Source organism: Bacillus sp. 3255 (assembly GCF_031456485.1).
In the GTDB taxonomy this organism is placed as follows: Bacteria; Bacillota; Bacilli; order Paenibacillales; family NBRC-103111; genus Paenibacillus_E.
On record NZ_JAVDUS010000011.1, the window covers coordinates 82133 to 104408 of the forward strand.

The following is a 22276-nucleotide window of genomic DNA, read 5'->3' on the forward strand; positions in this document are numbered from 1 at the left end:
GGCTGGGCCTATTTGTATTGCGGCGGCTCCGAGAAAGGGATGCTCACGATGTTAGATCCCCTCCCATCAATCGAAAGCGGATTCACAATGAAACCAAAAGAAAGCATAAGAATCATTACCGAGCCGCAGCTGGATTGGTAGTATTTTACTAGGAGGAAAGTATGATTGTACAGGCGATTTTGCCGAATTTTGTCTTTACATAAAGGCCGCTTGTTTGTAAAATAAACCATAGGTAAATTAATTTATAATTGTGTGAGAGAATCTAACATTCGTTAGAAGGTCTGCATGATCAGGAGGAGAACGGACTTTGAAATTCGCCAAGAGTTTGAATATGAACAGCCTGAACAACGTAAGAAATATGAAATTCAACCTGTCCTTTCTTCGAAATCTAAAGCTCAGATTTAAGCTGCTTTTGATGAATGCGATTGCTATTTTATTCCTCCTGATCGTTGGTATTACCGGCTATTATTTCATGGATAAGATGTCTAGCAATTCTACTAGGATGTATGAGGAAAGCCTGCTTTCTGTCAAATGGATGAATCAATTGAAATCGAATTTCAATGAAACGGAATCGTATCTGCTCGAAATGATGCTGTCCGTCGATGTGAAGTACAAAGCCAAGCTGAAAGCGAAGCTGGATGAGAGCGGCGCCGAGAATCAGGAGCTGGTCGCCAAGCTGTCCGGGATCCCGTTAACGGAGGAGGAAGCGGCCGCCTTCAAAAGTTTCGAGGAGCTGAATAAGAAATACCGGGAAATCGTAACGATGACGATGGACCATGCGACGCAAAATAACCAAGTCGCTTACCAGGTTTATAATAATGAAGTGTCCCCTCATGGCGACAAAACGATTGCGGCGCTTGATAAGCTGGTGGAGCTTAAAGAAGCCGCGGCGGAGCAGTTTCAACAAACAAGCAGCAGAGATTCGAGCATCTCGCACGGGGTCATTATTGTAGCGACTATCATCGCTATTGTGGTGATGACGGTGAATGCGCTGGCGCTCAATATGATTGTGACGACGCCGATCCGCAGGCTGCAGGAACACATGGAGAAAGCGGCAGGCGGCGATCTTTCCGTGAAGGGAGATTATCCGTATGCGGATGAAGTCGGCAAATTGACCAGTTCCTTCAACGCGATGACGGGCAATTTGCGCAGCCTCGTTGCGCAAATCGCCGATAATGCGCTGACGCTATCGGCCAGCTCCGAAGAGCTGCTCGCCAGCTCCGAGCAAAGCACGCTTGCCGCCAAGCAAGTCGCTTCTTCCAGCGCACAGCTCTCGGAAGATTTCGAGAAGCAGTTCGCCGGTGTGAATCAAGCGAATGAAGCCGTGCAGCAGATGCTCACAAGCACGAAGCGGATCGACGAATCGGCGCAGGAAGTCACGGAGCTCGTCGGTCAAGCGACTGCTGCCGCGCAGAACGGCAAACGTTCCGTCGTCTCGATTGCGGGTCAAATGTCCGAGATTTCGGATGCGGTTCAAGAGGTGAACGGCGTCATCGCGGCACTTGGGAAAAATGCGCATAAGATTGGCGAGATCGTCAATGTGATCAATGAAATTTCGACGCAAACCAATTTGCTGTCGTTGAACGCTGCGATTGAAGCGGCGCGCGCAGGAGAAGCGGGCCGCGGCTTCGCTGTCGTCGCCGGAGAAGTGCGCAAGCTCGCCGAGCAGTCCGCATCTTCGGCGCGCAACATCACGGATCTGGTCTCTACGATTCAGAGACAGATCAATCACGCGGTCAGCTCGATGCATGAAGGAGCAGGCAAGGTGCAGGCCGGACTGACGATTTCCGGCGAGGCGCAGGAATCGTTTACGCACATCGAGCTGTCCGTTGAGAAGGTGAATGCCAAAGTCGAGCGGGTGAATCAGAACATTAACCAGCTCGTGGACGCCAATGTACGCATCGAACAGGTGATGGGGATCGTGAGCAGCGTGTCGGAAACCGGTATTTCCGCCAGTCAGGAGACGTCAGCCGCCAGCCAGCAGCAAATGTCGACGACGGAGGAAATCGAGAATTCCGCCAAGTCCTTGGCCGGACTGGCGGAGGAGCTGCAAATTTCACTGCAGAAATTTACCGTTTAGAAATGCCCCGCCGGTTGGAGGCGACGGCTCCGAAGCAGGTCTAACGGACACCACAGCGCTTATTAGGAGGTAAAAGGCCGATCTGGGATTTTAACGGCCAGAGGTAACGCTATTCGTTATCTTGGAGCGCGTTAGTGGCCCCGAATGGGTAAATAGAGTCGCTAGTGTCCGTTAGAGCTCAAAAGGGGCGATGGAAACGGAAATAAGAGTACCGGTGTCCGTAAGTATTACACAGCACGTGCATCAAGGCAGCCCCAGACTACTGATTTGGTCAGCGGGACTGCCTTTTTCTCTGCTTAGGAAAAAGAATCTTATTGACAAGTGTGTTCTCTATCAAGTATAATTTCATCTATTGATTGAAATGAACCATATAAACACTATAGACCAAAACCTCATTTACCCTCATTAAGACAATTTACGAGTAGAAAGTAACCCCCTCTCCTTGTTAGTTCAATCCCAATGATAGTTTGTTCAGGTAAAACCGAGGCAGCGTCTTCGTGTTTCGGCAGCAGTGTTTGTTAAGCAATTCGTACTGGCGCGGTCATTGGAGCCGCAAGGATGGAAGAGAGGTAGGGCTTTCATTGTTTTGATTCCAACACATAGAGAATGCATAATCATAGAGATCAATAATCGCAATCGAAGTGCAGCCTAATGGCGAAGCCTTTTATATTGCGCAAATCGAAATCGTTCTCGTCCTGATCACAGGACGGGGGCGATTTTTCCATTTCAGGGAAAATTCTTCATCCAACCGACTGGTGAATGCCGGCGCATTTCGATACAATGAGAGCAATCATCTGCATCAGAAGAGAAGGAGTGATTCCTGTATGAGCGAACAGCCATTCAAGCTGCAAGCCGAATGGACCGGAGGACTCGACGGCAACGGACATATCCGGTCCGGCAATCTGGATTCGGCGATCTCGGTGCCCAGCCAATTCGACGGGCCTGGCATCGGTACGAATCCGGAGGAGCTGCTGCTGGGCGCGGCGGCGACATGCTATCTCATTACGCTCGGCATGCTGCTGAAACGGCAAGGCATCGCATCGCTGCAGCTGCATTCCGAGATCTATGTGGAGAGCAGCCCGGCTATGAAGGTGAACCGTATCATTCATCGGCCGCAAATTTCCGTCAACGTTCATATGCCGGAGGAGCAGTTGGATAAAATAAACAAGGCGGTGTACCGGGCGGAGCAAGCCTGTATGATCAGCAAGGCGCTCAAAGGCAATGTAGACGTGTCCGTAGAACCGGTGATTACGACCGTCCCGGAGTAGACGATTTTATCCCTCAGCAGGCTAATCCTATCCCTAGGTTCCCCCAAGAAGGCTCATTTATAATAAAAGCATCAGTAGAGAGGCGCCGTCCCCAGGAGGGTGCCTGATTCGGTTTAGAAGGGGTCCCCGAGACGACAAATGAATTTGAATAAAAAAGTTTTTATCGGTTTTTTATTATTCATTATTATCCCCTTATTCGTGCTGGGCACGGCTGTATATACGGTTTCGCAGCAGCTGATTGAGAAAAAATACGGAGACTTGACCGAGGTCACTCTGCAGGCGATATCCCGGAACATCTATTACATGTTCAAGGAAGCGAACTATTTCTCCGACTTCTGGATGGTCAAGGACAGCATTCAAGGCATTTACCGGACGATTGACGAGGTAAAGCCAGGAGAGGAGGCGCCCTCCTCCTACGATTTGAACACGTTCGATACGCTGCTGCGCGGCTCCATCCTGACGTATTCACCGATTCAATCCGTCGTCATTTATAACAACGCCGGCAGCTCCTTCAGCGCGGGAAGAACGAGCGGCAGCGCTCTGCCTTGGGCGACGCTGGCGGGCTCCACGGCCTTTGAGCAGATTAAGGAATTGAACGGCAGTCCGCTGTGGATCGGACCGTCGGAATATAAGGAGCTGGGGGCGGGCCGCGGCGAATTCTACCAAGCACGAATGGTCAAAGATTTCTGGACGATGGACAATCTCGGCTTCATGCTGCTGAAGTTCAGATTCAATGAGCTTGATCAAATTTTCAAATCGTTCAATACGACCGAAAGCAGCTCCAAACGATACTTGCTTGTGAACAAGAGCGGACTTATTTTCTATGACAATAAGCAGGATTTGGAAGGGGCCAATGTGCTCCAGCTGCTGGGCGGCAAGCTCGATTTGCGGCAAGGCAATCAAAGTTTTCAGGCTAATTTTCAAAACGAAAAGAGCTTGGTCTCCCTCTATCATTTGAACATTAATCAGATGGGGGTGCAGGATTGGAGCGTCGTATCGATCACCTCATGGAAATATGTCGCAGGCGAAATCGAGACGATTATGAAGCTGGTTGCCGGGATTACGTTTGTTTGTTTATTTTTCGCGCTCGTATACAATCTGGTATTCGTGCGGCGTATCGTGCAGCTGATTCTGCGTATGCTCTCCTCTATGAAAAAAGTGGAACGCGGCGACCTGACGACGCGCATGGAGGAAAGCGGCAAAGATGAAACGTCGGCGCTGGCCAGAGGGTTCAACTCCCTCGTCGTGCGGGTCGAGGACCTGCTGGAAGAGGTCAAGCTGCAGCAGGACCGCAAGAACAAGGCCGAGTTGATGCTGCTGCAGGCTCAGATCAAGCCGCATTTCCTGTTCAATACGCTGGAATCGATCAATGTGCTGGCGATCCAGAATCAGGGCAGGAAAGTGAGCCAAATGGTGTACCGGCTCGGCAATCTGCTAAGGATCGGCATGGAGAACAGGGAAGAGATCACGCTCGGACAAGAGCTGGAGCATCTCAAAAGCTATCTGGAAATTCAGGAATTTCGCTTCGAGGATCAATTCCGCTATGTCATTGAGGCGGACCCCGCCGCGATGCCGTTCAACATCCTGAAGCTGACGCTTCAACCATTGGTAGAAAATGCATTACAGCATGGCTTCGAGCCGATTGATTACATGGGGATCATCACGGTCACGGTTGCCGATGAAGGCGAACGGATCGGGTTGTATGTCGCGGATAACGGCGTAGGCATCAGCCATGAGAAATTGGCTAAATTTCATTACCGGACGGAGCTGGCGACACCTTTCCACGAAATACTCGGGGCGAACGTCAATGAAGAGCGGAGAGGGCTTGGCGTCAGCAATGTAGCGGACCGCATCCGCATCCAGTACGGCAGTCGGTACGGGATGTTTATTTGCAGCATGGAAGGGCATGGAACAACGATCAAGATTGTCATTCCCAAGACGGGAGGAGGAAGCCTATGAGACTGAAAGCGATATTGGCGGACGATGAGCCTAACATTTTGCGGAATTTACAAATGGTTATTCCATGGACCGAGCTGGAGATCGATATAGCCGGAACGGCGAGAAACGGGATGGAAGCACTCGAGCTGTGCAAGATGCATGTGCCCGATCTGGTGATGAGCGATATTCGCATGCCCTTGATGGATGGCATTACGTTCGTCGGCCAGCTCCGGGAGATTAACGAGACGTGCAAGGTGCTTATGGTTACGGGGTATCAAGATTTCGAGTATGCCCGCTCACTAATGCGTTACGGCGTCAGAGATTACATATTAAAGCCTATCAATTATGAAGAGCTGGAAACCAGCATACGCCATTTGGCTGGCGTTATCAGGGAGGAGAAAGCGAGCAAGCGCGAGGAGCAGATGAGATGGGGGCGGATGAAAAATCTGGCCTATGAGAAAATTTTGCAGGACGTCCTGCTCAATTGTACGGATGTTGCGGCGAACACACTGCTGCCGATCGATAACGTGGATCTGGATACGCTCAAGTATTCGTTCATGTTGATCGACGTGGACGATTACTCGCAGCAATCGCTCCATTGGCCGGAACAGGAGAGGAAGCTGTGGAATTTCGCGGTCCGCAACGTGCTGCAGGATTCTATGGCCGGGCACAAGGCTGAATTCTCCGTCCTGCAGATGCGGGAAGGCGAATGGTGTTTACTGATTCAGTGGGATGAGTCGGACACGGACGAATCATCGGATGCCAGGCTTGGCGGGCTGGCGGCACAATTGCAGAAGAATGTGCGGGAATCGGTGAAGCTGGGCATCAGCGTTGGCTTCTATCCTACCGCAGTGGGACTGCGTGAGCTGTCCGGCACATACCGCAAGCTGCAGCGGTTCATGCAGCTTAACATGGGCAAGCAGGAAGCCGTGCTGCGCTATAAAGAGTCGCAAGAGCCCGCGGATGCGAACAGCTCGTTGTGGTTTCTGGTTGAGGAGGTGGTGACCGGCCTCAAACAGCTGAATCGCGCCAAAACCGAGGATGCTTTGAACCGGTTGAAGACGCTGCTGGAAGGGCTGCCGAACAGTTCCTTCGCCAGAGCTTATCAAATGCTGCATTTTCTGATCTTGCACGTGCTGCGCGAGCTGCGGGAGATGAGTTCGCTGAATGTGCAAGAGGAGGAGCGGGTGTGGCGCCAGTTGGACCAAAGCGAAAGCATTCCGCATCTGTTCCAAGTCATGGAGCAGCTCGCCGCGATCGGACTGGAAGGCGCGAATAAGAAGAAAAACAGCGAGGTGCTGATGGCGCAGGCGAAGGAGTATATCCGCACACATTATTCGAGCGACTTCGGCATCGATGACGTCGCCGGCTCCCTCGGCATATCATCAAGCTATTTCAGCTTGTTGTTCAAGCAGCATTTCGCGGAAACTTTCGTGGAGTATGTCACCAGGCACCGGATGGAGCTGGCCAAATCGATGCTGCTGCACAGCGACAAGAGCATAACCGATATCGGCAAATCCGTCGGGTATGTCGAGCGGCGTTATTTCACCAAAGTATTCCAGAAGTTCACCGGCGAGATCCCGTCGGAGTACCGGGAGAAGCGCATGGAGGCAAAGTAGAGAAATTTGCCCCTGGATGAGGAATTTGTAGGTCTTCAGGGTGAACGACCGTTCAATTATACTTATTTTGCAAGCTTGGAGGCGACCGAGGAACATGGCAAAAAGTAAGTGGAGATTGGCAGCCGGGCTCGTCGCCGTTTCGCTCGCGGCGTCAGCCTGCAGCAGCGCAAACCTGACGAATCCGGGCGGCGAAGCTCCGGCGCCTGGCGCCAAAGAGGAGCCTGTCCTGCTGACAATCCGCCATACGCAGGTGAAAGATACGCAGAAGAAGCGGCTGGCCATGCTGCAGGAGGTAGTGAAAGCAACCGAGGCGAAGGTGCCGGGCTTATCGATCACGCTGGACGGCGTCGAGGACAAGGTGAACCGGTTCGAGAAGCTGAGAGCCGAGATGGCAGCCGGAAATCCGCCGGAAATCTTCGATTTGTTCGGAGGCACCGATACGAGGGATTATGTCAAAGCGAACAGGCTCCTTGATCTGACGCCTATTCTGGCGGAGCTGGGACTTACGGATAAGTTCTACAGCTTCGAGGAGTTTACGGTAGACGGCAAAATTTACGGGATCCCGATGGCAGGGTATGTCGAGGGGCTTTATTATAACAAAAAGCTTTTGTCCGACCAACAGATAGATCCGCCCCGAACCTGGGAGGAGCTGATCGCCGCCGCCGCCAAGCTGAAGGCGCGGAAAATCACGCCTTTTGCGCTCGCCGCCAAAGATTCCTGGGTCATCAATATGATGATCAATACGATGTGGGTTCGTACGGCCGGTCCCCAATCCGTCGAAGGGTTGCTTGACGGCAGCAAGCGATGGACGGATCCCGATGTGGCGGACGCTTTCGAGAAGTACAATATGCTGGTGAAAAAAGGATATTTTCAAGAAGGCAGCCTGGCGCTCTCCTATGCCGAACAGCAAAATAAATTCAGCAGCGGCGAAGCTGCATTTATGTTCGACGGCTCCTGGGCCAATACGCCATTGCTCGATCCCGAGAAGTCGACGATCGCGAACGACGTAGGATTCATGAGCTTCCCGGACATGGGCGGACCGGGAGACGGCTATATTAACGGCGGCTGGTCCAACGCTTACGGCTTTTCCAGGAAAGCGACGCCAGCTCAGCTCGTGGCGATCAAGGAATTCATCCGCCAGATGTATAACGAACCGATGCAGAAAAGGCAGCTTGTCGAAGAAGGCATGCCGCCTGCGATGAAGCTTCAGGACACCAGCAATGTGAATCCGCTCGTTACCGAGATCTTGCAAGTGTTCGCGAGCAGCAAAGGGGCTTTCCCCGCCTTCGACTCGCGCATCCAGACCAAGGTTCGGGAGAAGCTGGAGCGCGGCATGCAGGAGCTGGTAGGCGGAAGAACGGACCCGGCCTCGTTGATGGCGGATATCCAGAAGCAGCAGGAGGCTTCCAATAAGGAAGAAACTCATACGAAATAGTAGGTTAAGCCATGAAACAAGCAGGAAGAAGCCGGTTGGCTTACGCCATTTTTACGATTCCCACGCTGCTCTTACTCGTCATTTTCTTCATATCCCCCATGATGATGTCCTTCCGGTACGGATTCACAGCGTGGAACGGGGTATCGCCGGCCCGATGGAATGGTCTGCACAATTTCATCACGGCGTTCCAGGACCCATATTTCTGGATGGCCGTGCGAAATAATTTGTATTTTATCGTATTCTCCGTAGGCTTGCAGATCCCGTTCATTCTCGGATTATCGCTGACGTTGAGCAGAGTCCGGCGGTGGATGGCCTTCTATCGAACGATGATCTTCCTTCCGACGATTTTGTCAACGGCCGTGATCGGAGTGCTCTGGGGCTTCATCTACCATCCCGAAGCGGGCTTGCTGAACCAAGTGCTGGAGGCCGCCGGTCTGCAGACATGGCAGCATACTTGGCTGGCGGATGAATCGACCGCGATGCTGTCCGTGCTCGTGACGAACGCTTGGCAGTGGATCGGCTTCTACGTCATTCTGGTCGTGTCGGCGATTCATGCCATTCCGAAGAGCATTCTGGAGGCGTCAGAGATGGACGGAGCATCGAGCTTCCGGCAAGCCTGGTCGATGACGCTTCCGCTTCTGCGGCCCGTCATCCTAGTGATGATCCTGCTGTCGATAACCGGAGGCATGAAGGCGCTTGATATCGTTTTCGTCATGACAGGCGGCAATCCATACGGGATTACGGAAGTGATGGGTACCTACATGTATAAGAAAGCGTACAGGATAGGCGAATACGGCTACGCCAATGCAATTGCGCTGCTCCTATTATTATTTACCGGACTATTGACGTCCGTTTTCGGATGGATGACGGCGAAGCAAGAGGAGGTGCGGCTGTGGTGAAGCGGGCGCCTCGAAATGCGCTGCCGCATGCCGTCCTGGCTCTGTATATCGGCATTATTTTATTACCAATGGGTTGGGTACTCCTCTCCTCCTTCAAAACGAATAAGGAAATCATCACTTCGCCCTGGTCTTGGCCGAACGAATGGCTCATATCTAATTATTGGAACGCCTGGACGGGAGCGCACGTTTCCCAATATTTCACGAACAGTCTAGTCATTTCAATCATATCGGCAGCGATGACGCTGCTGCTTGGCACAGCTACGTCATTCGCGCTGACACGCATGACATTTCCGCGCTTGAGCAAAGCGATCAGACGAGTGCTGATGCTGGCGCTGCTAGTACCCGCAGGCTCGCTGCTTGTACCGCTATATATGCTGCTAAGAAGCTTGCATTTGTATAATACACCTATGGCTTTAATCTTGCCTTACATAACGGTTGGACTGCCGCTCACGGTTTTCATGGTTAATGCGATCTTCAAGTCCATTCCCAGTGAGCTGGAGGATGCGAGTATCATGGACGGCCTCTCGATCTACGGATTGCTGGGGCGCGTCCTCGTCCCGACGACAGCTCCTATGCTCCTCCCCGTGTTTATGCTCAACTTCCTCAGCAGTTGGAACGAGTTCATGATGGCTAATTTGTTCCAGTCCAAAGAGAGACTTCGCACATTGCCGGTCAGCATGGTTGCCTTCTACGACCAGCTGAATATGAACTACGGCTCGCTATGTGCGGCGATTATGTTCAGTCTCGTTCCCGTCGTTCTGATCTACCTGTTTTTGCAGAAGCGCATGATTGAAAGCGTTAAAGCTTAACCCTACTATCAAGGAGCGTGTTCATCGATGTCATCCTCGTCCAACTCTTCACATCTTCCTTTAACTCTGCGGCAAAAAGTAGGTCAAATGTTTATCTGCGGGTTCCAAACGATGGAGCCGAATGATGCCGTTACGCAGCTAATCGAGCAGTATGGGCTCGGCGGCGTCATCTATTTCCGGCGCAATGTGAAAGATGCCCGCCAATTGGCACAATTATCGGCCCAACTGCAGGAACGGAGCCAGCGCAGCGGCGGGCAGCCGTTGTTCATTGCGGTGGATCAAGAAGGCGGGATGGTGTCCCGGATTGAACAAGGAGCGACGCTGCTGCCGGGCAACATGGCGCTGGGAGCGACTTTTGCCCCAGCCGGAGTATATGCCAGCTCCAAAATTATGGGAAAGGAGCTGCGCCAAATGGGCGTGAATATGAATTTCGCCCCGTGCCTCGACATTAACAATAACCGGCTGAATCCGGTCATTGGGGTGCGTTCTTACGGGGAAACGGCCGCTATCGTCGGCGACATGGGCACGCACGCGGTCAGAGGCTTACAGGATACAGGCGTCATTGCGACGGTCAAGCACTTCCCCGGGCATGGCGATACGTCGGAGGACTCGCATCATGACCTTCCGGTTGTGCCGCATAGCATGGAGCGTTTGATGGAGCTGGAATTGGCTCCCTTCATCCAAGCGATCGAAGGCGGCGTAGACGCCATTATGACGGCGCATGTCGTATTCGCTGCGCTGGAGCCAAGCGGAGTTCCGTCGACGCTGTCCTATCGCATTTTGACGGAGCTGCTGCGAAAGGAGCTTGGTTTCCAAGGCTTGATCGTCACCGACTGCCTGGAAATGAAAGCGATCTCCGAGGGGATCGGCGTGGCCGAGGGAGCGGTGCGCGCGGTGGAAGCCGGCTCGGATTTGATCCTCGTCAGCCATACGCTGGAACGTCAAATAGCCGCTATAGAGGCGGTAATTGCTGCCGTAGAAAGCGGCCGGATTGCGGAATCCCGCATTGACGAATCCTTGCTGCGGATAATGACTCATAAATGCAAGCGTGAAATTGCTTTCGATAAGCTGGTCCCTGTCCCGGACGAACCGATTTCGACTCCGGAGCACCAGCTCTTGGCGAAGGAGCTTAGCCGCAAAAGCATTACGCTGGTGAAAGCCGAAACCGCCAAATTCGTGGACATGCACGAATCGCTTCTGGTCGTCTGGACGGAAGTGCAGGCAGGCACGGAGATCGATGAAGTGGTGGAGCGTCAGGGCACGCTGGGCAGCGCATTAGCGGATATTTCCGGCCAGCCTGTCGAAGAGGTGTACGTGGGATTATTTCCGTCAGAGCCGGAAATCGAGACCATCTTGCAAGCTGCCGAAGGCAAGCAGCAAGTCGTGGTCGTGACGTACAACGCCACTTTCTCACAGGGGCAAACACAGCTGGTGAAGGAGCTGGCCAAACGCGAAGCGCTGCATCTCATCGTCGCTGCGGGCCGTAACCCGTACGATCTGCTCCAATTCCCCGAGGTGAAGACCTACTTGGCCTGCTACGAGAATCGCCCGCTGGCGATGGCCTCTCTCGCGAGCGTGCTTCTAGGCAAAGAGAAGCCCGTCGGGCGGCTGCCTGTTACGCTGTCGGAGCTATATCCCATTGGATGGAGGCAGGAGATATGAGGAGGAAGAGCGAGAGCGAGCAAGTCCGGAACTTGGCGACAGGCCAGACATACTCTGACGCAGATGCGGGTGTGAGTGCGGAAGTTGAGGGAGCGAGGGAAATGCAGGATGTGAGTGTTGAAGGTGAAGGAGTGGGGGAGTCGCAGGATGCGAGTGTGGAAAGTGAAGGAGTGAGGGAGGTGCAGGATGTGAGTGCGAAAGTTGAGGGAGTGAGGGAGTCGCAGGGCGTAAGTGTGGAAGGTGAGGGAGTGCGTGAGGTGCAGGATGTGAGTGTGGCGAAAGGGACCACCGAGAGCCAGGATGGCCATGACGAGGGTGTACTTCTGCGGGATTGCTACGTCGGGGTTGATCTTGGCGGTACCAAAATGTTAGCCGCCCTCATTGCCAGCGATGGCACCATCATCGCGAAAGACGAAATCCCCACCCTCGCGCAGCAGGGTGAGGCGGCCGTGCTCGATCGGCTGTGCAGCCTGATCGACAAGCTCATCGCGGCGGCGCCCGGCGGCCGCGACGTTCTCCGCGGCATTGGCGTAGCCACCGCGGGCACGCTGGATACGGCGAACGGTGTCGTCACGTTCGCCGCCAACCTCGGCTGGCGCGACGTTCCCGTCGCCGCCGTGCTCTCTGACCGCTTCGCATGCGCGGTCAGAGTAGAGAACGACGCCACCGCCGCGGCGGTCGGCGAATGGCTGGCCGGCGCCGGTGAAGGCGCGCCGGACTGCATCTATGTGACGATCTCCACGGGGATCGGCGGGGGTATCATCTCCGGCGGGCGACTGATCGCCGGAACGAACGGTAACGCAGGGGAGCTCGGCCACATTTCCATCGATGGAAATGGGCTGCTCTGCCCCTGCGGGAACGTGGGGTGCCTGGAGCTCTATGCGTCAGGCACCGCCATTGGCCGCCGCGGCGCAGAGCTCGTACGCGCAGGCGGCGAAGGCGCGCTCACGCGGCTGTCGGGCGGGGACCCGGGCCGCGTGGATGCGCGGCTCGTTGCGGTAGCAGCCGCGGAAGGGGATGCCGATGCTGCAGGCATCCTGCGCGAAGCGGGCCGGGCACTCGGCATCGGGCTCGTGAGTATCCTCCACCTGCTGAATCCGCAGGTGGTCGTTCTTGGCGGCGGCGCTTCGCGGATCGGCGAGGGACTGCTCGGACCGATGCGCGAGATCGTCGAAGAGCGCTGCTTGCCTTCGATTCGCCGGCCGGTCCGGTTCGCATCATCCTCGCTTGGCTCGGCCGCAGGGGCTGTTGGCGCTGCGCTGCTGATGTCACAGTCACGCTGAACCTTTATGACCGGTCATATGACCTATGTCACTAGACGGTAACCACCTTTTTCGTTAAATTGAATAAGGCTTATGAAACTTTATTTCTTTTTTTCTCGTCAAGAAGAAGTTAAGTTTTATGGACTAATGAATGAAGAAGGGGTGTTTTTTCTTATGTCTCAAACAATAGCTTCGGACGCGCCTACGATGCGATCCTTTTTCGCTAATCGTTTCGTGCAGTCCATTATGCTATCAGGCCTTTTTCTGCAAATCGGCATCTGGATCCGCAACTTTGCGATACTTCTCTATGTAACGGATATGACGAATAATAATCCTTATTCGATTTCTTTGATTTCGGTGGCCGAGTTCGCACCAATTTTTATCTTCTCTTTCATTGGCGGCGCGTTCGCCGACCGGTGGAGACCCAAACTGACGATGGTTTGGTGTGATATATTAAGCGCCATTTCCGTATTTGTTATCATGGTGACGCTGTACTTCGGCTCGTGGAAGGCGATCTTTTTCGCCACGCTTGTGTCGTCGATTTTGTCCCAATTTTCTCAGCCTTCCGGCATGAAGCTGTTCAAAGTCCATGTTCACGAATCCCAAATGCAAATGGGGATGTCGCTATTCCAATCGATGATGGCGATCTTCATGATTTTGGGGCCAATTATGGGAACGTTCGTGTACTACCACTTCGGGATTGAAGTGGCGGTTGCCATTATGGGCGTGTGTTTCCTTTTATCCGCGCTGGTGCTGACATTTCTGCCTGCCGACCGCAAAAATATCGGAGATACCGAGAAACCGTCCACGCACATTATCGCAGAAATGGGTCAAGGGTTCAGGTATGTTCTGAAGAATAAAATGCTTGTCACCTTAGGCGGATGTTTCTTGGTAGCCGGACTCGGGATCGGTCTTATCTCCCAGCTTGGCATTTTTTTGGTAACCGAAAATCTATCCTTGCCGAAACAAGATCTACAATGGTTCATGGCAGCCAACGGGGTTGCGATGATTGTCGGGGGCGGCTTGACGATGGGCTTCTCCAAAAAAGTATCACCGCAGATGCTCCTTATTATCGGCATGGCGGTAAACGTCGTTGCATTCACTGTGTTAGGACTTACGCATCTGGTTTGGCTGGCGCTAGTGTTCCAATTTATGTCCGGTCTCGTGATGCCGGCCATTCAAATCGGTATTTCGACGATGATTCTAGGCAATACCGAAGAGTCCTTCGTCGGGCGTGTCAATGGGATTTTGAACCCGTTGTTTATGGGAGCGATGGTTCTGACGATGAGCTTGACTGGCAGCATTAAAGCTGCTTTCCCGCTTGCAAGCATTTATATTGCTTCTGCCGCGTTGTTTGTAATTGGCATTCTGATCATGCTTCCGACGCTGAAGTATAAGGCGAATGCAATTAATCAGACAAGTGGCGAGGAAGCAAAAGCCGGTTAATAGTGATTTGGATGGAACTGCCCGAGCGGCGGTTCCATTTTTTCTTCCTTCTTTCTCTTACCCTCGAGTGTGTAGCCTGAACATCGTTTCTGGCCACTATCCCATTCGCTCAGTGTGTTGGATGAACGCTCCTTCTGGCCACTATCCCATTGGCTCAGTGTGTTGGATGAACTTTCCTTCTGGCCACTATCCCGTTCGCTCAGGGTTATGGATGAATTGCCGCTTCTAGCCACTATCCCGTTCGCTCAGTGTGCGAGATGAACACCGCTTCAGGTCACTATCCCATTCGCTCAGTGCGTGAGATGAACGGACTCTGGTCACTATCCCATTCGCTCAGTGCGTCGGATGGACGCTGCTTCTGGCCACTATCCCGTTCGCTCAGTGTGCGAGATGAACGCCGCTTCTGGTCACTATCCCGTTCGCTCAGTGTGTTGGATGGACGCCGCTTCTGGCCATTCCCCCATTCGCTCAGGTATATCTCCGCACCTGACTCAAGGGGATAGTGGAGAGAGAGCCGGCCAAGTAACTCCGCCCCTGATCCAAGGGGATAGTGTCCAAAGAGAGCCGGCCAAACAATTCCGCCCCTGACTCAAGGGGATAGTGGAGGGAGAGCCGGCCAAGTAACTCCACACCTGATCCAAGGGGATAGTGTCCAAAGAAAGCCGGCCAAGTAACTCCCCCCCTGATCCAAAGGGATAGTGTCCAAAGAGAGCCGGCCAAACAACTCCGTACCTGACCCAAGGGGATAGTGTCCAAAGAGAGCCTGCCAAGTAACTCCGCTCCTGATCCAAGGGGATAGTGTCCAAAGAAAGCCTGCCAAGTAACTCCGCCCCTGATCCAAGGGGATAGTGTCCAAAGAAAGCCTGCCAAGTAACTCCGCCCCTGATCCAAGGGGATAGTGTCCAAAGGAGCCCGCCAAACAACTCCGTACCTGACCCAAGGGGATAGTGTCCAAAGAGAGCCGGCCAAGTAACTCCGCTCCTGATTCAAGGGGATAGTAGCCAAAGAGAACCGGCCATACAACTCCGCAGCTGATCCAAGGGGTGAGTGGTCAAAGAAGCCCACCCAACATCGACTCCGGACAAAAAGGATAGTACAGCAGCTTCGGGGCACATTACTGCAAAGCCTTTCGTTTTCTGCTAGGATAACGATAGGAAAGGTGTGTGAAACATGCTTCAATTGTTCGTCGATATGATGGAGCGGGTGGGCTTCTTGATCGCGCTGGCGTTCGCTTTCTCTCGCAGCCGCTGGATGCGCAGTTATATGAGCTATCAGGGCGCACGGACGTATCAGTGGCGCTTCCTGGTTTTCTTTTCCGCCTACGCGATCCTGGCCACCTACTCCGGCGTGACGGTCTCGGATTATTCGTACCGGCCGGCGCCATGGATCGGCGAAGTCGCACCGACGGCAGCCATCGCGAATGCGCGAACCGTCGGCGTGGTCATCGCCGGGCTGCTTGGCGGCGTCAAGAGCGGCTTCATTGTCGGCGCTATCGCCGGCCTGCATCGGTACAGCCTGGGCGGCTTCGTCGCCGTTGCGTGCATGATTGCGCCGATGCTGCAAGGGGTGCTCGCCGGCTTATGCCGCAATGCTTTCAAGAAACGGTTCCGCAAAGTTTCCTCCGTTCAGTTGGCATTCGTCGTCGGTTTTCTAGCGGAAGCGCTGCAAATGATTCTTATCCTTGCGCTCGCCAAGCCGTGGGGAGAAGCCGTCAACCTGGTGTCGCTTATCGGCTTGCCGCAGACGTTAGCGAACAGCGTCGGCGTGGCGCTTTATTTCGTGTTGTACAACACGATGGAACGGGAAGAGGCGCGGATCGGCGCGGAACATGCGCATCAGGCGCTGCAAATTGCGGACATGACGATGCCCCTGTGGCGGCTGGAATTCGACAAGGCGGTAGCGGGAATTGCCAAAGTGCTGCATGGGGAAATGAAGGCGGTTGGGGCGTTTTTCAGCAAAGACGGCGAAGCATGGATCGCGGAAGGCAGAAAAACGAAATATTGGAGCGATCTGCTTATCCGCGTCCCCCATCGACCGCCGATCGGGCATTTCCGCTTGTATTACGAAAGGGAGCAGGATGACAATCCGTCCCGCCGGAGAATGCTCGCTTCTCTGGCCGAGCTGCTGTCCCAGCAGTATGCGTTCGTGGAATCCGAGCGGCAGACGCAGCTGCTCGCCGATGCGGAGATCCGCTCTCTGCAGGCGCAGATGAATCCGCATTTCCTGTTCAATGTGCTGAACACGGTCAAGTCGTTCATCCGTACGAAGCCGGAAGAGGCTCGGCAGATGGTGATGCATTTGTCCAAATTTTTGCGGAAAAATATGAGCCACGGCAATGAGCGCCTGGTCACGATCCGGGACGAATATGAGCTGGTGATGTCATATCTCAGTCTTATCAAGTCCCGTCTTGGCGATCAGATGGAATTTTACGCCGATATTGAAGAAAGACTGCTGGAGCGGTCGATCCCTCCCTTCACGATTCAGCCCTTGGTCGAGAATGCCATCGTTCACGGCATCAAAAACAAGCCAGGCATCGGCATCATCCGCCTGACGGTGAAAGAGGAGCAGGAGGACGGGGGGAGGCTGCGCACCAGGATCACGGTGGAGGACAATGGCGTCGGTCTGGAAGCGGCGGAACTTCAAAGCCAAGAGGAGCATACCGGCATGGCTCTGCGAAATATTGAACAGCGGTTAAGCTATCATTATGGCGGCGATCATCCGCTGGACATTCAAAGTACGCCGGGAGAAGGTACAATCATTAAATTTTGGGTAAGGTGATCGAAATGGGATGGAACGTTGTCATTGCAGACGATGAAGAGCCGGCTAGAGAGGAATTGGTCTATCTGCTGGAACAGTGCGAAGAGGTGGACAAGGTTACCGCGGCAACCGGCGGCATGGATGCGATCAAGAAGGTGAAAGAGCAAGCTCCGGACGTTTTGTTCCTGGATATGGATATGCCGGACTTGAATGGACTGCAGGTTGCCGAAATCGTAGGGGAACTGAACCCGCAGGTGAAAATCGTCTTCTCGACCGCATACGATCAATATGCAGTTCATGCGTTCAAACTGCGCGCTTTTCATTATATGCTGAAGCCGTACGACGAGGAGGATATTGCGATCGTATTTCGGGAGCTGCGCAAAATACAGCAGCCAAGCGGCGGATCCGCTGTCCCAAGCACGGCGGGCCAAACGGCGCCTTCCGCCAAATCGAGTGTGAAGCTGGCGCTGGAGCTGGGGGAAGGGATCATTTATGTATCCCCGAAGGATATCATGTACATCAGCAAAGAGGTGAAGCATGTGCAGGTGCACCTGTACGATAAAGCGTATCATGTCTCGTATACGTTGTCGGAGCTGGAACAGAAGCTCGAGCCGTACGGTTTTTTTCGCTGCCACAAAAGCTATCTCGTTAACCTTGCCGCCATCTCCGAGATGAAGTCATGGGTAAATGGCGCTTATAATTTGCTGATGGAGGATGCGGAGCGAAGCTCCATTCCCGTTAGCCGGAACTATGTGAAGCTGCTGCGTTTGAAGCTCGAAATATAACATCATGAGGCTCGAAAATGGCATGTTGCGTTTCAGGTATTCCGCTTGTCGCCCAAACAAGCTATACTTCCTGTAAGCGCTATCAATACTAATCATGTTCATTGGAGGGTGTCATAGATATGTTGCTGTTAAAAAACAAATTTGTTTCCTACGTCATCTGGGCGGTCATCGCCGCGCTTGGCGCATCCGGGTTCGCTATGCTCGCCTTGTCCAGAGGTGAAAGCATCTCGGCGGTATGGCTCATTATCGCCGCGATTTGTACGTATGCATTTGGTTATCGCTTTTACAGCCGTTTCATCGCTCGAAAAATTTACGAATTGAACGATAAGCGGGCTACGCCGGCACACGTCAATAACGATGGCAAAGATTACGTGCCGACCAACAAGTACGTGCTGTTCGGCCATCATTTCGCCGCTATCGCCGGGGCGGGTCCGCTGGTTGGACCTATTCTTGCCGCGCAAATGGGGTACCTGCCGAGCATTCTCTGGATCATCATCGGCGCTGTTCTTGCCGGCTGCGTGCAGGATTTCGTAACGCTGGTCGGCTCTATGCGCCGTGACGGCAAGTCGCTCGGCCAAATGGCCAAGGATGAAATCGGCCGTTTCAGCGGTACGCTGGCTTCCATTGCGACGCTTGCGATTTTGATTATCATCGTGGCCGTTCTTGGACTCGTTGTTGTGAAAGCGTTAGCAGAATCACCGTGGGGAATGTTCACCATCGCGATGACGATGCCGATTGCGATTTTCATGGGCTTTTATATGCGCTATATTCGTCCGGGGAAAGTGATCGAGGGCTCCATCATTGGCTTCGTACTGCTTATGATCGTTCTGTGGTTGGGTCAATACGTTGCGGCAAGTCCGCTCCTATCCAAAATGTTTACGTTCAGTGCGCCGCAAATCGCAATCATGATGGTCATTTATGGTTTGATAGCTTCGGTCTTGCCGGTATGGGTGCTGCTTGCGCCGCGGGATTACTTGAGCTCGTTCTTGAAGATCGGCGTAATTGTGCTGCTGGCCGGAGGCATTATGCTGATCCTGCCTGAACTCAAAATGCCTGCCGTGACGAAATTCATCGATGGCACCGGTCCTGTCTTTTCCGGTAATTTGTTCCCGTTCTTGTTTATCACTATCGCGTGCGGTGCCGTGTCCGGGTTCCATGCCTTGATTTCCTCCGGTACTACGCCGAAAATGATCGATCGAGAAAGCCATGCGCCGTTCATCGGCTATGCCGGGATGGCCGCCGAATCTTTCGTTGCCGTTATGGCGCTTATTGCAGCATGTTCCTTGGAGCCGGGCATCTACTTTGCCATGAACTCTTCACCTGCTGTTATCGGTACGGATGCCGCTGCGGTCGCTGCGAAAATTTCGTCCTGGGGCTTCACCTTGACGCCGGACCAAATTACAAGCACAGCCAAGGAGATCGGCGAGAAAACGATTCTTTCCCGTACGGGCGGAGCGCCGACGCTGGCTGTCGGTATGGCGGAGATTTTCTCAACGTTCCTGAGCGGCGCCAAAGCGTTTTGGTACCATTTTGCGATTTTGTTCGAAGCCGTATTTATTTTAACAGCTGTAGATGCAGGGACTCGTGTCGGCCGCTTCATGCTGCAGGATCTGGTGGGCAACTTCTACAAGCCTTTCGGTCAAACGACCAATTTCAGATACAATTTCATCGCTTCGCTGCTTGTGTGCTTGGCTTGGGGATATTTCTTGTATCAAGGGGCGGTCGATCCGTTCGGCGGCATTAACTCGCTGTGGGCATTGTTCGGCATTGCGAATCAAATGCTGGCCGCTATCGCGCTGGCCGTTGCCGTTACCATTATGATCAAAATGGGCAAAGCCCGCCATGCTTGGGTAAGCATCATTCCATTCGTTTTCTTGGCTGTGACAACCCTTACTGCCGGATACCAGAAAGCGTTCTCTGCCAATCCGAGCATCGGATTCTTGGCGGCAGCGAAGAAATATCAGGCCGGCATTGACAGCGGCCAAGTGATTGCGCCCGCCAAAAATATGGAAGTCATGCAACAAATCGTCACGAACAATTACATCGATGCGGGCCTTACGATCTTCTTCGGGATCGTCGTTCTGCTGATGATCATCATTTCGATTCGTTTATGGTTCAACATTATCGTTCAGAAACAGAAGCCTCAACTGAAGGAATCGCCGTTCGTTCAATCTACATTCGGAGCGTGATGAGTTTGAGAGCGATTGCCCGTTTTTCGCGCAAGGTGAACACTACGATTAAAATCATTTTCAATATTCCGGACTATGCCAAATATGTGCAACACCAGCAGGAACATCATCCCGGCAATCCGGTGTTGACGGAGAAAGAATTCTACATGCGCTCCCTGCATGAACGCTATGAGAGCGGCAAAATCAACCGCTGCTGTTAAATGAAAAAACTCGATCCCACGGCGACTTGCCGTGAGGTCGAGTTTTTTGTTTTTTTACAGGAAGGGGGCTCCGGCGTCTTTGAAGGCATCCTTCATCTCCGGGGTGATTTTGGAATCGCTGATAATGCCTGTCGTCTCCTGCACCTCGCCGATGACGAAGAGCGAGCTTCGGCTGAATTTGGAATGGTCGGCGACCAGATACGTTTCCATCGACTGCTTCATCATCCGGCGGTTCGTCTCCGCTTCCAGCTCGTTATAGATCATCATGCCGCGGGTTAGCGAGATGCCGTCTACGCCCATGAATGTTTTGCGGATGCTTAGGTTATCGAGCGTCGCATTGGCCAGCGGGCCCGATAGCTCGAACGTTTGCGTGCGGATGACTCCGCCTGTCAGAATCAGCTGCAGTCCTTGCGTGCCGATCAGTTCATACGCGATATTCACTGCATTGGTGATGACAGTGAGGTTTTTGAATTGGTTGAGCTTCTTGGCGATGAACGTTGTGGTCGTTCCGCCCGTCAAGCCGATGATGTCGCCGTCTTCGATGAAGTTCAGCGCCTTGTCGGCGATTTCTTTCTTTTCTTCTGTATAGAGGTCCATTTTGTTAAAAAAGGGAACTTCCACCTTCAAGCTTTCCAACACGGCGCCTCCGAAGGTTCGGATGCAGCGTTTCTCTTGCTCCAGAATCTCAAGGTCCCGTCTTGCCGTAGCTTCCGATACGCCAAACTGTTGAACGATATCGATCAAGGCGATGGAGCCTTTATCTTTAATGGCTTGCATTATGGCATCGCGGCGTATATCTGTCTTTCCCATGGTACCTCCTGTAAGCTTTCCTTCTTCGGGAAAGCGGGCTAACGATGTAAAATCATGCTAGCTTCTATATTATCATGCGGAAGGATAAGCGTCTATCAGACCGGAAGTGGCCGGGCCGGGTCTATGCAGCGGTTCCATGCTATCCTGCTACTAGCACAGCGACCATCGCGATGAGAGCGGGAAGGCCCTGAACGATGAGAATCGATCGTTTGGCCGTGATGCCTCCATAGATTGCGGCAACAAGCACGCAGCCGAGAAAAAATAGCTGAAGCTGATGCCCCACAGCGGCATCGGGATGAAGCAGGCCCCATATAAGCCCCGCTGCCAAAAAGCCGTTGTACAATCCTTGGTTGGCGGCCAATGATTTGCTTTCTTCCGCGAACATTTTGGTCGTTCCGAAAGCTTTAAGCGCTCGGGGGGTCGTCCACAGGAACATTTCCAATATGAGTATGTATACATGCTCTGCTGCTACAAGCGCTACGAAAATTGCGCTGATGATTGCCATTTCAGTTCACCTTCCATTATGTGTTACACAATTGTTTTGTTTGAAATCAATATAAGGCTTTTGTGTACTTTTGTCAAAATAAGACAAACAGATTTAGGAAAAGTTACAACGACCATTTCGTGGGAGCGGGCGAGGAGCAATGCCCAACCCGTTGGGCAGCTTGGTGGTGTGTCCTTTTAATCCGCTGCTGGTGCTGTGATGAAGGAGATGGGGGGAAGTAAATGATGCGGAAGTTGTAGATATGACAGGAAGACGTAGAAGTAACGGAAAGCAGATCAGCGAGAGGTAGAAGATGCGGATGATGTAGATGTGACAGAAAGATGTAGAAGTAACGGAAAGTAGATGAGCTCGAGGTAGAAGATACGGGTGATGTAGATATGACAGAAAGACGTAGAAGTAACGGAAAGTAGATGAGCGAGAGGTAGAAGATACGGGTGATGTAGATGTGACAGAAAGACGTAGAAGTGACGGAAAGTAGATGAGCGAGAGGTAGAAGATACGGGTGATGTAGATGTGACAGAAAGATGTAGAAGTAACGGAAAGTAGATGAGCGAGAGGTAGAAGATACGGGTGATGTAGATATGACAGAAAGACATAGAAGTAAAGCAGGAT

Annotated in this window: 15 protein-coding genes and 2 pseudogenes; 15 read left to right on the forward strand and 2 right to left on the reverse strand. The window is 53.0% G+C overall.

Translation table 11 applies throughout. The annotated features are described in order from the left end of the window. Positions 1-358 precede the first annotated feature (358 nt). The 15 genes and pseudogenes from J2X61_RS36385 to J2X61_RS17790 all read left to right on the forward strand — a co-directional run. Positions 359-1138: pseudogene (locus J2X61_RS36385) on the forward strand (MCP four helix bundle domain-containing protein); the annotation flags it as partial. Between the two features lie 303 nt (positions 1139-1441). After that, positions 1442-2080, forward strand: a pseudogene (locus tag J2X61_RS36390) (methyl-accepting chemotaxis protein); the annotation flags it as partial. 824 nt (positions 2081-2904) lie between these two features. Continuing rightward, positions 2905-3348, forward strand: a complete 444-nt coding sequence (locus J2X61_RS17730; RefSeq protein ID WP_310189490.1) for an OsmC family protein — start codon at positions 2905-2907, stop codon at positions 3346-3348. Positions 3349-3492: 144 nt separating this feature from the next. Continuing rightward, positions 3493-5307 carry a cache domain-containing sensor histidine kinase gene (locus J2X61_RS17735; protein ID WP_310189491.1) on the forward strand — a complete coding sequence of 605 codons (1815 nt, stop codon included), beginning with the start codon at positions 3493-3495 and terminating at the stop codon, positions 5305-5307. After that, positions 5304-6905 (forward strand): response regulator, encoded by a 1602-nt coding sequence (locus J2X61_RS17740; protein WP_310189492.1) that lies wholly within the window; start codon positions 5304-5306, stop codon positions 6903-6905. Before J2X61_RS17735 ends, J2X61_RS17740 begins: the two co-directional genes overlap by 4 nt. Before the next feature lie 94 nt (positions 6906-6999). Continuing rightward, positions 7000-8340 carry an extracellular solute-binding protein gene (locus tag J2X61_RS17745; protein ID WP_274470606.1) on the forward strand — a complete coding sequence of 447 codons (1341 nt, stop codon included), beginning with the start codon at positions 7000-7002 and terminating at the stop codon, positions 8338-8340. A gap of 11 nt (positions 8341-8351) precedes the next feature. Further along, on the forward strand, positions 8352-9239 hold the full coding sequence (locus J2X61_RS17750) for a carbohydrate ABC transporter permease (protein ID WP_310189493.1): 888 nt from the start codon (positions 8352-8354) through the stop codon (positions 9237-9239). Then, positions 9233-10048, forward strand: coding sequence for a carbohydrate ABC transporter permease (locus J2X61_RS17755; RefSeq protein WP_310189495.1), 816 nt, complete (start codon positions 9233-9235; stop codon positions 10046-10048). The genes J2X61_RS17750 and J2X61_RS17755 overlap by 7 nt, the downstream gene beginning before the upstream one ends. A 27-nt stretch (positions 10049-10075) precedes the next feature. Next, the gene (nagZ, locus tag J2X61_RS17760) at positions 10076-11710 is read left to right on the forward strand and encodes a beta-N-acetylhexosaminidase (RefSeq protein WP_310189496.1); all 1635 of its coding nucleotides are present in this window, start codon (positions 10076-10078) and stop codon (positions 11708-11710) included. 188 nt (positions 11711-11898) lie between these two features. After that, positions 11899-12993: an ROK family protein gene (locus tag J2X61_RS17765; RefSeq protein WP_310189497.1), complete on the forward strand. Its 1095-nt coding sequence runs from the start codon at positions 11899-11901 to the stop codon at positions 12991-12993. Positions 12994-13146: 153 nt separating this feature from the next. Continuing rightward, positions 13147-14418: an MFS transporter gene (locus J2X61_RS17770; RefSeq protein WP_274470602.1), complete on the forward strand. Its 1272-nt coding sequence runs from the start codon at positions 13147-13149 to the stop codon at positions 14416-14418. Positions 14419-15588: 1170 nt separating this feature from the next. Continuing rightward, complete coding sequence (locus J2X61_RS17775; protein ID WP_274470601.1) at positions 15589-17196, forward strand: LytS/YhcK type 5TM receptor domain-containing protein; 1608 nt, start codon at positions 15589-15591, stop codon at positions 17194-17196. Positions 17197-17201: 5 nt separating this feature from the next. After that, on the forward strand, positions 17202-17960 hold the full coding sequence (locus J2X61_RS17780; RefSeq protein WP_274470600.1) for a LytR/AlgR family response regulator transcription factor: 759 nt from the start codon (positions 17202-17204) through the stop codon (positions 17958-17960). A gap of 119 nt (positions 17961-18079) precedes the next feature. After that, entirely contained in the window at positions 18080-20149 is a 2070-nt protein-coding gene (locus J2X61_RS17785) for a carbon starvation CstA family protein (protein WP_310189498.1), read from the forward strand. After that, positions 20149-20349, forward strand: a complete 201-nt coding sequence (locus tag J2X61_RS17790) for a YbdD/YjiX family protein (RefSeq protein ID WP_310189500.1) — start codon at positions 20149-20151, stop codon at positions 20347-20349. Before J2X61_RS17785 ends, J2X61_RS17790 begins: the two co-directional genes overlap by 1 nt. A 54-nt stretch (positions 20350-20403) precedes the next feature. On the opposite strand, the gene J2X61_RS17795 is transcribed toward J2X61_RS17790, so the two are convergent. After that, a complete protein-coding gene (locus J2X61_RS17795; RefSeq protein ID WP_274470596.1) occupies positions 20404-21159 on the reverse strand; it encodes a DeoR/GlpR family DNA-binding transcription regulator in 756 nt (251 codons plus the stop codon). 139 nt (positions 21160-21298) lie between these two features. Continuing rightward, complete coding sequence (locus J2X61_RS17800) at positions 21299-21664, reverse strand: DUF1304 domain-containing protein (RefSeq protein ID WP_310189503.1); 366 nt, start codon at positions 21662-21664, stop codon at positions 21299-21301. Positions 21665-22276: the final 612 nt, after the last annotated feature.

What these genes read in the sequence shown, in the direction of transcription:
- J2X61_RS17740 (WP_310189492.1), top strand. Translation starts at nt 5,304, where the DNA reads ATGAGACTGAAAGCGATATTGGCGGACGATGAGCCTAACATTTTGCGG.
- J2X61_RS17780 (WP_274470600.1), top strand. Translation starts at nt 17,202, where the DNA reads ATGGGATGGAACGTTGTCATTGCAGACGATGAAGAGCCGGCTAGAGAG.
- J2X61_RS17790 (WP_310189500.1), top strand. Translation starts at nt 20,149, where the DNA reads ATGAGTTTGAGAGCGATTGCCCGTTTTTCGCGCAAGGTGAACACTACG.
- J2X61_RS17730 (WP_310189490.1), top strand. Translation starts at nt 2,905, where the DNA reads ATGAGCGAACAGCCATTCAAGCTGCAAGCCGAATGGACCGGAGGACTC.
- J2X61_RS17800 (WP_310189503.1), bottom strand. Translation starts at nt 21,664, where the DNA reads ATGGCAATCATCAGCGCAATTTTCGTAGCGCTTGTAGCAGCAGAGCAT.
- J2X61_RS17750 (WP_310189493.1), top strand. Translation starts at nt 8,352, where the DNA reads ATGAAACAAGCAGGAAGAAGCCGGTTGGCTTACGCCATTTTTACGATT.
- J2X61_RS17770 (WP_274470602.1), top strand. Translation starts at nt 13,147, where the DNA reads ATGTCTCAAACAATAGCTTCGGACGCGCCTACGATGCGATCCTTTTTC.
- nagZ (WP_310189496.1), top strand. Translation starts at nt 10,076, where the DNA reads ATGTCATCCTCGTCCAACTCTTCACATCTTCCTTTAACTCTGCGGCAA.
- J2X61_RS17785 (WP_310189498.1), top strand. Translation starts at nt 18,080, where the DNA reads ATGTTGCTGTTAAAAAACAAATTTGTTTCCTACGTCATCTGGGCGGTC.
- J2X61_RS17745 (WP_274470606.1), top strand. Translation starts at nt 7,000, where the DNA reads ATGGCAAAAAGTAAGTGGAGATTGGCAGCCGGGCTCGTCGCCGTTTCG.
- J2X61_RS17775 (WP_274470601.1), top strand. Translation starts at nt 15,589, where the DNA reads ATGCTTCAATTGTTCGTCGATATGATGGAGCGGGTGGGCTTCTTGATC.
- J2X61_RS17795 (WP_274470596.1), bottom strand. Translation starts at nt 21,159, where the DNA reads ATGGGAAAGACAGATATACGCCGCGATGCCATAATGCAAGCCATTAAA.